Source organism: Paenibacillus sp. 01T442, assembly GCF_056398345.1.
This window is the reverse complement of record NZ_JBFTPF010000009.1, coordinates 167,395-177,732: the sequence shown is the minus strand read 5'-3', so window position 1 is coordinate 177,732 and position 10,338 is coordinate 167,395. Positions and strand designations below refer to the sequence as shown.

The 10,338-nt window shown below is 45.4% G+C and carries 9 protein-coding genes and 1 other annotated feature; of the genes, 1 reads left to right on the top strand and 8 read right to left on the bottom strand.

Features of this window, described 5'->3' with window-relative positions:
- Nucleotides 1-147: 147 nt before the first annotated feature.
- Nucleotides 148-471: a rhodanese-like domain-containing protein gene (locus tag AC1DLM_RS11170; protein WP_441986801.1), complete on the bottom strand. Its 324-nt coding sequence runs from the start codon at nucleotides 469-471 to the stop codon at nucleotides 148-150.
- A 238-nt stretch (nucleotides 472-709) separates the two neighbouring features.
- Nucleotides 710-942, top strand: a binding site (T-box leader).
- A gap of 71 nt (nucleotides 943-1,013) precedes the next feature.
- Here AC1DLM_RS11170 and serA point away from each other — a divergent pair.
- On the top strand, nucleotides 1,014-2,594 hold the full coding sequence (serA, locus tag AC1DLM_RS11165; RefSeq protein ID WP_171628849.1) for a phosphoglycerate dehydrogenase: 1,581 nt from the start codon (nucleotides 1,014-1,016) through the stop codon (nucleotides 2,592-2,594).
- A 120-nt stretch (nucleotides 2,595-2,714) separates the two neighbouring features.
- Here the strand turns inward: serA and AC1DLM_RS11160 are convergent, their stop codons facing one another.
- The 7 genes from AC1DLM_RS11160 to AC1DLM_RS11130 form a co-directional block, all read right to left on the bottom strand.
- Complete coding sequence (locus tag AC1DLM_RS11160; protein WP_477569934.1) at nucleotides 2,715-4,601, bottom strand: sensor histidine kinase; 1,887 nt, start codon at nucleotides 4,599-4,601, stop codon at nucleotides 2,715-2,717.
- Entirely contained in the window at nucleotides 4,602-5,315 is a 714-nt protein-coding gene (locus tag AC1DLM_RS11155) for a response regulator transcription factor (RefSeq protein WP_057312096.1), read from the bottom strand.
- A 38-nt stretch (nucleotides 5,316-5,353) separates the two neighbouring features.
- A complete protein-coding gene (gene ccsA / locus AC1DLM_RS11150) occupies nucleotides 5,354-6,613 on the bottom strand; it encodes a cytochrome c biogenesis protein CcsA (RefSeq protein WP_441986803.1) in 1,260 nt (419 codons plus the stop codon).
- A complete protein-coding gene (gene resB, locus AC1DLM_RS11145) occupies nucleotides 6,610-8,271 on the bottom strand; it encodes a cytochrome c biogenesis protein ResB (protein ID WP_441986804.1) in 1,662 nt (553 codons plus the stop codon). Before resB ends, ccsA begins: the two co-directional genes overlap by 4 nt.
- A gap of 42 nt (nucleotides 8,272-8,313) precedes the next feature.
- Complete coding sequence (locus AC1DLM_RS11140) at nucleotides 8,314-8,847, bottom strand: redoxin domain-containing protein (RefSeq protein ID WP_171628853.1); 534 nt, start codon at nucleotides 8,845-8,847, stop codon at nucleotides 8,314-8,316.
- 83 nt (nucleotides 8,848-8,930) lie between these two features.
- The gene (locus tag AC1DLM_RS11135) at nucleotides 8,931-9,677 is read right to left on the bottom strand and encodes a pseudouridine synthase (RefSeq protein WP_056614495.1); all 747 of its coding nucleotides are present in this window, start codon (nucleotides 9,675-9,677) and stop codon (nucleotides 8,931-8,933) included.
- A 122-nt stretch (nucleotides 9,678-9,799) separates the two neighbouring features.
- Complete coding sequence (locus AC1DLM_RS11130; protein WP_171628854.1) at nucleotides 9,800-10,333, bottom strand: spore maturation protein; 534 nt, start codon at nucleotides 10,331-10,333, stop codon at nucleotides 9,800-9,802.
- Nucleotides 10,334-10,338 lie beyond the last annotated feature (5 nt).

Genomic DNA, 10,338 nt, shown 5'->3' with positions numbered 1-10,338 from the left:
CTGTTCGCACAGGTGACTTTGTCAAAGGCAAAGCGAAATGGTACTCCAATGAAACATTGCCTCAATTACCGTTCTTTTCAGATGCAAAATAAGAAAAAAGCTGAAGATTTGGCCCACTCGGTGGACGAAGTCATCAGCTTTTACTTTTTAGTCGTATTGGAAGCCGCGGAACATACCGATAGCAGCCATTCCCCCGTCAACATTAATAACACGTTCGAAACCGTTTTCTTTTAAATATTCAGCTACGCGCATACTGCGCATCCCATGTGCACAAACGATATATATGTCTTCATCTTCTGGAAGCTCACCCATACGGAGCGGAATTTGCCCCATGGGAATTAATTTGGCTTCTTCCATATGATAGTACTCCCATTCATGGGGTTCTCTTACATCAATGATGACACTATTTCCTAGTGTTTTCTGGTCGACTGCTTGGAGAAAAATTTGCGGATAAATGTGATTAATTTCCATTTTGGTACACACTCCTGCTTTCATTAGTTAAGAACCTAATATTCACTGTACCATACAAGAAAACGGGCCTCAAATATAAGCAAAATGTCATTGCATTCTGAACATTCTTGCTATAAAATAAACGAAAAGCTTCTGATTAACTGTCAATCCGAACATTTATGACGTAAAAGTGAAAATCGTTCGACATGTATTGACACGATTTCGAACGCATGGTAATCTATTAAAAATTCTATATCACAGTACAGCGTTGACGGAGCCAAGCAAATAAAGTAGCTTTCAGAGAACCGGTGGTAGGTGAGAACCGGTAGCGAACAAATTGCGGAGCACTCCAGAGTTATTGCATTGAACGGTAGTAGATGCAATCGGGTTAGGAACACGTTACAGTTCCAGGTCGCAAGACCAAATGAGGCTACCCATGCGAATGGGCAGCGAACTAGGGTGGTACCACGAAAGCAATCTCTCGTCCCTTTGGCTACAGGCTAACTGTCTGTATCCGAGGGCTGGGAGTTTTTTTATGTTCAAATCTAAGGAGGAACCGAATTATGTACAAAGTTCTAGTATCCGATCCAATTAGTGACATGGGAATTCAAATGCTTTATGATGCAGCTGATGTTGAAGTGGTTAAGCAATCTGGTCTATCTGAAGACGAACTCATTGCTATCATTGGTGAGTACGATGCCCTCTTAGTTCGTAGCCAAACAAAAGTAACGGAGAAAATCATGAATGCCGGTACAAAGCTTAAAGTGATTGGCCGCGCAGGTGTTGGTGTCGACAATATTGATTTGGAAGCAGCAACAAAACGCGGGATTATCGTTATCAATGCACCTGACGGTAACACGATTGCTACTTGTGAGCTAACTTTCGCCATGATGATGGCAACAGCTCGTATGATTCCACAAGCGTACAAGAAAACAGTTGGCGGCGAATGGGATCGTAAATTTATTGGCGTTGAGCTTCGCAACAAAACACTAGGTATTCTCGGTATGGGACGTATCGGTAGTGAAGTTGCGAAACGCGCGAAAGTATTTGGCATGGAAGTTATCGGTTATGATCCATTCTTGACTGAAGAGCGTGCTGAGAAAATGGGTGTTAAACTCGGTTCTGTTAACGAAATTGCAGCGCAAGCAGATTTCATTACAGTTCATACGCCACTTACACCGGAAACGCGTCACTTGATCGCGAAACCACAATTTGAGTTAATGAAACCAGGCATTCGTATCATCAACTGTGCCCGCGGCGGTATTATTGATGAGCTAGCTTTGGTTGAAGCGATTGATCAAGGCATCGTTGCTGGTGCAGCTTTCGACGTATTCGAAGTCGAGCCGCCATCAAAAGACCACCCTTTCCTAACGAATCCGAAAGTGATCGTAACGCCTCATCTTGGCGCATCGACAATCGAAGCACAAGAAAACGTAGCCATCGACGTATCTGAGGAAGTTCTTCATATTCTTCGTAATGAACCATTTAAGAATGCTGTCAATATGCCTCCTGTACCTGCGGATGTATTAAACAAACTTCAACCATACTTCAGTCTTGGTGAAAAAATCGGTTCTGTCCTTGGACAAATCGCTCAAGGCGCTGTATCTGAAATCGTAATTAACTATGCCGGTGACTTAATGGATGTAGATACAAGTCCATTGACACGCTACATTGTAAAAGGGATTTTCCAAAATCAATTGGAATCCATCAACATCATTAACGCTATGCATCTGGCTAAATCTCGCGGTGTTAACATCGTCGTTCAAACGTCAAATGCATCAAATAGCTTCACTAACCTCGTTACAGTGACGGTTAAAACGAAACAAGAAGAAAAAACACTTGCTGGAACATTACTTGCTGGCTTTGGCGAGCGCATCGTGCGTATCGATCAGTATCCAGTTGACTTCGCTGCTGAGGGTAACTTGTTGTTAATTTCCCACAACGATAAACCAGGTATTATCGGACGCGTTGGTACACTTCTCGGAAGCAATCAAGTCAACATTGCGACTATGCAAGTTGGTCGTAAAGTAATTGGCGGTTCCGCAATCATGGTACTGACAATTGATAAAACTGCCCCTGCTGAAGTATTGGCTGAACTTACCAAACTAGATGAAATCGTTAATGTTCGCGCACTAACGCTATAAGCACAAATTGTTTCACGAACAACAAGATTTTATCTGAATATTCTACAAATAAAGGCGTTTGCTGAGTGTTAACTCAGCAAACGCCTTTTTCTTCGTGTCGAAATTCGCGCAATTTTCTGTTTATTTGTGTTCGCAAGGCAAGCAGATCGTAAATGTACTGCCTTGCCCCCATGTACTTTGTACCGTTACAGTGCCATGATGAGAATCAATGATGTTCTTAACAATCGAGAGGCCAAGTCCAGTCCCCCCAGAAGATCCACGCGTACGCGCTTTGTCCGCCTTGTAGAAGCGCTCAAAGATGAACGGCAGATCCTCGGCAGGTATCCCCTGCCCCTCGTCGGCGATCTCGATCCGGATCGCGGGCCGATCCTTGGAGAGGCACGCCTCCGCCATCAAGGCGATACGCGCCCCTGCGGGCGTATGGCGGAACGCATTGTCGAGCAGGTTCGTCAGCACCTGCTCCAAGCGATCCTCATCCGCACGCTGCAGGATGAGCGGCTCTTCCGGCAGCGTCACGCTTAGCGCGATGCCGCGCTCTTTGGCCAGCACCGCGAATTTGCGGTGCATGCGCCTCACCAGGGAGTCGATTTCGACCTCCCTGAAGGAAAGCTCGAGATGGCCGGCTTCCATCCGCGCCAGATCGAGCAGGTCACGGACGAGGCGCCCCATGCGGAGCGACTCGTCGTGAATGACCTGCACCAGCTCCACGCGTTCCTCCGGCGTGGAGGGAATATCGTCCAGCAGGGCTTCACTGTAGCCCTGCAGCATCGAGATCGGCGTACGCAGCTCATGCGAGACGTTCGCCACGAAGTCCTTGCGCAGCTTATCGAGACGTTCCTCTTCCGTCACATCACGGAGAACGGCCACAGCGCCGCGCACTTGATCCCTGGAGTATAGTGGCGTCATCGCAACGGACCACACGCCATTTTGCACATGAAGCTTAGTAGCGGCCTCTGCTGACTCATCGACAACCGCTTCAAAGAGCGGAATCAACGGTACAGGGATTGGCATCGAGTTTGGATTGCTGAAGCTCATGAGGCCCCAATCACCGAGTGCAGTATCCGGTTTTGGGAAACGTCTTGGCTCTCCCTCATCATCAGACCACTCAATGGTACTCCACTCTTCTACGATTTTCTCCCCTTGCGGGTTGCTTAGCATTACAGAACCATTCACATCCAGGGTGATCACTGCATCGGTCATACTTCGTAGAATGCTCGATAAATGTTCTTTCTCCTGACTGAGGGCATGAATACTTTCCTGCACTTTTTCGCCCATGTGGTTAAACGTTTTGGCAAGTTCACCAATCTCATCTTTGGAAAGAATCGGGACACGCGTACCATATTCCCCATGTGTTATAAAATCTGCTGCTTTCTTCAATTGCTGGAGCGGTCTCGTAATTTGTGAGAACAAGAAGAAAGCGAAGAAGGTCGTCATGAGAAAACCAACAATGGACACATAAACAAACAATCTTAACATATACGATTGCGTGGCTTCTAACGACTGAAGGGATTGATACAACAATGTCGCCCCTACAATGCTCCCCTCCAAATTGAAAAGTGGAACTGCCACAACAAGGTATTCCGTCCCTGCCTCAAAGCGGCCTGTGCGCGAGCTATTTACTTGCTTATCGATTGTTTGGCCGGCAAACACAGGCTTCAGTTCTTCAGCCGTAAAGAAATCAGAAACATGGAATTCGACTAACTGACTCCCACTGGTTCGCGGGATGGCCATTTCCTTCATATCCGTAGAAATCACAAGCATTCTTGAATCTTGAAAGCTAAGCAGCTCATTACTTAATTGATAGAATTGCTCGTTGTACATGTGTGTCGTTGCTTCTTCCGAAAACTTGAGTGCCACTTCTTTCATATTATCGCGCTGATCCGTTGCTTCCGCGAAATAATTTTCCATATAATTGACAAGAAAAAAGCCCAGTATGAGCAAGACAACCCCAACTAGGCCTATAATGGTTAACCACAGCTTACCTACGACACTTCTGAAAATAAACACTTATTTCGGCACCTCTAGCTTGTAGCCTACACCCCATACTGTCGTAATCATCGCTGCAGCATCCGGGGATACTTTGTTTAATTTCTCACGAAGTCGCTTTACATGCGTATCAACGGTCCGTAAATCACCGAAAAACTCGTAGTTCCAAACATCCTTGAGCAGCTCTTCACGAGAGAAAACTTTATCGGGCGAAACCGCCAAGTAATGCAGCAATTCATATTCCTTCGGCGTGAGAGCAACTTCCTGACCACCAGCTGTCACACGATGTGCGTCATGCTCAATAATCAAGTTCGGGAATACGATATTATTGCTTGAACTTGCATCTTTGGATAAATACGCAGTCGCTGAGGAGCGACGAAGGATCGCTTTCACACGGTAGATCACTTCACGCGGTGAGAACGGTTTGACGACATAGTCGTCCGCACCCACTTCAAATCCACTCACACGATTCGTCTCTTCACCTTTCGCTGTCAACATGATGACTGGTGTGGACTTCACTTGACGAAGGCGTGCACAGACTTCAATGCCGTCGATGCCAGGCAGCATCACATCAAGCAAGATCAGATCGAAGTCGGTTTCGGTAGCCATCCGCAAAGCGGATTCTCCGTCTTCCGCTTCTTCAATCAAATAACCTTCCTTCTCTAAATACATGCGGAGCAATCGGCGAATACGTTCTTCATCATCAACAACGAGTATACTTGGCTTCAATTCCATTTTAGCGTCACATCCCTTATTAATGTACGTACTTGTTTTTAAACACCTGCATAGGAATGCAGTCCTGCTATAACTAAGTTCACACCTACTAATGTAAACATAACGACGATAAATCCAATTACGGTTAACCACGCGGATTTCTTACCTTGCCAACCTTTTGAAAGGCGAAGATGAAGGAATACTGCATAGAATAACCAAGTTATCAATGCCCATACTTCCTTCGGATCCCATCCCCAGAACCGGCCCCATGCTTCCTGAGCCCAAATCATTGCGAAGATGAGCGCCCCCAGGGTAAAGATCGGATAGCCAATCGCAATTGCGCGATAACTGATTTCATCCAGATCTTCCGCATCCATTCCTTTCACGATCGGACCAATCGCTGCTCCCAATGGTTTACGAGCCACTAGGCGTGCTAGCCAATATAGAATGAGACCACCAAGGATGGACCAAATGACGGTGTTTAATTTACGACCTGCACTAGCCCCTTCCATCCAGGATGGCGCTGTAAATAAGGGTTCAGACATACCAAGGAATGACTTCATCTCTACGACGTTCATTTCATATGGCTGCACAATTGGAGGCAATACATAAGTTTCTGTCGTATGATTGGTTTCCTGTACACCTTGTGCATTCGTAACAATCGCATCTTTGGAGAATACAGCTTTGTAGCCTGATCCATTGAATGTAAAAATCGAGGCAATAAATGCAACGAGCATAAAAATAAAGAATAAGGTAAGCTCAACACCTCTTTGTTCCTTCTTATCAGTCTTCGTCGTCCCTGTATAGTCAACGGATCGAAGCAGATACATTAATCCACCGGCAAAACCAACGGCAAAGAAAGCTTCTCCGGTAGCCGCAGTTGTTACGTGAATCTTCAACCAGTAACTCTGCAACGCAGGAATCAATGGCTGTACTTCACTTGGAAAAACGGAAGCATAGGCAATGATGATAAAGCCAATCGGTAGTGCGAAGACGCCCAGTACCGGAGTCCGATAGATGAGATATACGATCAAGAAGGCACACATGATCATCATCCCTAAGAACGTCATAAATTCATACATATTGGAAGTAGGGATATGATCCCCTTCAGCCCATCGTGTGAAGAAGAATGTCACATGACAAGCAAAACCGACAACCGATGTAATAAAAGCAACGAACCCCCATTGCCTCGTGTGGTCTTCCGGTTTCCGGTTGCTCCACCTTTTACCCGTAATCGAAAGAACAAACAGGAAGAATGCGAGCAAATATACAAAAAAAGCGATGAGTAGAAAGGTACTGCTAACAGAGTTTACATTCACCCCTGGTTTCCTCCATTTGCTAATGTTTTCGGTAAAACGTCCAGATCATTCTTATTCAGCGCTGCGGCAACTTCATTGCGAAGTCCAAACCAGTTCTTGTTCGTATGGCCGCCGAGCGTCAACTTGCCCCCATCAATTCGAATCCAAATGCGTCGATGCTGCCAATAGAAGCCCATAATGACACCGATCATAAAGATCGCAGAGCCAACCCAGATGTATGGCATAGCTTTATCCACTCGAATGTTCAAGTATGTCGTATAATTGGCAAATTGAACGCCTTCCATGGAGCCAACCGCAATCTTCAGCTTCTGGCTAATCGCACCGTTAATGGTATCTTGCGAGAACGTTTCCTTATCGATTTGTCTTGGGAAATACAGATAAGGTTCCCCTTTTTCAGCTAGCCCCGGTCCCGTTATGCTAAAAATAAAAGCTGGTGCTTTCGGCTCATTCGATTTGGAAATCGGTTGACCCTTCTCTATGCCAAACTCAGGGAAGAAACCTTTCAGCGTAAGGGTATATGCACCTACTTGATAAGACTCTTTAGGATTATTCATAGGTAGATCAAAGCTACCATAAGTCTCACCCGTAGTTGGATTGCTTAGTGTAGGCTTCACCGAGATCAGCAGTGGTGTTGCTTTGTAATCAAACTGATACGCTTGCAGACCCTTGTAATCCAATGGATGATTCACAATGATATTGGCCTTGTGAACTTCCTCCAGAACGGGCGCTTCTGCCCCATCCCCGCAATTCGCGGTACAATGATACAAGACAGCTTGCGTTTCATACGTCTTCGGAACAATCTGACCTTTGGCTTTGATGCTTTCAGGAAGCTCTTGTTCATCATACAACGTGAGAGTAAATTTCTCATTCTTGATGTAATACGACGTATGCGGTATGGGCTTGGTTTCACCTTCAAGGATGCTCATGTATTGATCCATATGCCAGCCGGGTATCCCGCGCATAAGCACACCGATTAAGAAGATAATGAGTCCAATATGATTGATATAGGGCCCCCAGCGGCTAAAGCGATATTTCTCAGCAAGCAGTGCAGAGCCATCGGTATGTATACGGTAATTCTTTTTACGCAAAAGTGTGCCCAGCTTGTTCGTCCAAGCGATTTCATCCGTTCCCGCAGGCAAATCTGTCACAAATGTGACATTTTGCCTAGTCAGAAAATTGATATGTTTGCGAATTTGCTGCTTGGACAACGCCCTATAAAGGGGAAGAACACGATCCAAACTGCAAATGACAAGCGAAGTGCCAATCATGAAAAGCAACGTGATGAACCACCATGAGCTGAAGGTATGAGAAAAGCCAAGTGCATGATAAATATTCCCTAGTTGCCCATAGTTTTCGCTGTAATATTGAGATGGATCCATGTCTAGAAAGGTATTCTCTTGTGGAAATATCGTTCCAACAGCTGAAGCCAGCAATGTAATGAAAATGATCCATACGGCTATTTTCACTGAGGAGAAGAAATTCCAGACTTTATCGAGCAGAGAAGGATTTGATTTCTGAGAACGTCTGGCCATCCCATCATAGCGCATTTCCAGTATGTCTCTGCCATCGATATCGATCAGCGGATTCCCACAGGATTCACACAGCGTAGTCCCTGTGGGGTTCTGATGTCCGCAATCGCATTTGGTATTGTAGAACATGATGACCTCCTAAAAACGTTGAACATGCGTACGACTTATAAATTACGATTTAGTGACCAAGCTAGAAATCGTCTCATCAATAAATGACTCTTCCATTTGGCCAATTTTTTTCACAGCAATTTTGCCATCTGCCCCGATGAAAAAGGTTGTTGGATAGTCCATAACGCCATATAATTTACGAACAACTTCATTGGCATCCAGCAGTACTGGCATATTTAATTTGTATTGCTCCATGAAGCCCTGGACCGTTACTTTATTCTTGTCCACATTCACTTCTAAGAAAACAACACCTTGGCTCTTCCACTTATCGTATTGCTTCTGAAGATCAGGCATTTCTTCTTTACATGGTGGACAAAATGTACCCCAGAAATTCACGAGCACAACCTTCCCTTTGTAATCAGAGAGCTCGTGCGTTTGACCATCTAATCCAACCAAGGAGAAGTTAGTCGCTTTCTCCCCTTGCTGCGGGTACTTCTTGCTAGCTGAAGCAGACAAATTTGTAATAATCGTAAACACACCAATAATGAGCACGATTGCAAAGATCCCAATCTGTACCCACTTCTTATTACGACCCAATGTTAATCACCTTCGCTTTGTCGATAATGTTAGTTTTGGCATATCGATTTATACCCTTATTATAACGAAAAGAAGGCCAATTCTTATTGGCCTTTTTGAACGTTATGTGTCCTTAGCGCTTCGTTCCTAAGCTCTTCAACCTCTTTGGGCGTCAAGTGGCGATACTTCGCTCTTGCCAGGCCTGTTAAGAATATGGGACCGAATTTAATCCGCTTTAATTTGATTACGGGGAACGAAATCGCCTCAAACATCCGTCTAACTTGGCGGTTTCTTCCTTCATAGATCGTGATCTGAATGACAGACTCATTCTTCTCCATATTCACATCTGCGTACTCGACTTCAGCAGGCGCAGTCATACCATCTTCTAACTGTATGCCCATTTTGAGCTTATCTAATAACGTGCCGTGTGGCACACCTTTGACAGTTGCTTGGTATGTCTTCGGTACATGATGCTTCGGATGTGTAAGCAGATGTGCAAACTCTCCGTCATTCGTTAGAATGAGCAGGCCTTCCGTATCGTAATCCAGTCGACCGACCGGATATACACGCTCTCTGATCCCTGGCAAGAAATCAGTGACAACCTTACGTCCTTCGGGATCCGTTGCACTCGTTATAACACCTTTGGGCTTATTTAAAATGACATAGATCTTCTTCTGTTGACCTATCGCACGTCCATCAACCCTAATTTCATCTTCAGCTGTATTCACTTTCACACCCAGCGTCGTGACGACTTCACCGTTCACTTGCACGCGTCCCGCTGTAATGATTTCTTCACATTTCCGGCGGGATGCGATCCCAGCTTCGGCTAATACCTTTTGCAGTCTTTCCATTATCCGCTTTCACCTCAAGCTAATGATAACGGACTTAACCACAAATCTCAAGCGGCAACCCACAATAACTGACAGAAGGTGACAGAATGATGGCTATTCAGGTGCCAATGCGTGCCTGGCATTTATGAAAATACGACATAACAAATAACAAGAGAAGCGATAAAGCCAACAGCATCTGAAATTAATCCCACTTTGAGCGCATATCCAGCCTTTCGAATCCCTATCGCGCCAAAATAAACGGTTATCACATATAAAGTTGTATCCGTGCTCCCTTGTACCGTTGAAGCAATCCGCCCAATCATGGAATCCGGACCAAACTGCTCGATCAAATCCGTGGTAAAAGCTAAGGAACCCGCTCCTGTGATAGGCCTTAGAATGGCTAAAGGGAGCACTTCTGTAGGCACACCAATACTTTCGAAAAATGGCCGCATCCACCCTATCATCAAGTCCATCGCACCAGATGCACGAAATACGGAAATCGCGACCATCATCCCGACAAGGTGGGGAATAATTTTGATCGCCGTGTCGAAGCCATCTTTGGCACCCTCTACAAATGACTCATAGACAGGAACCTTGCGATAAGCAGCGTAAAGGGGAATGAACACAATCATGATTGGGATGGCCCATGCCGAAATAAGTGAAACGAGTGCGTACATGCCTG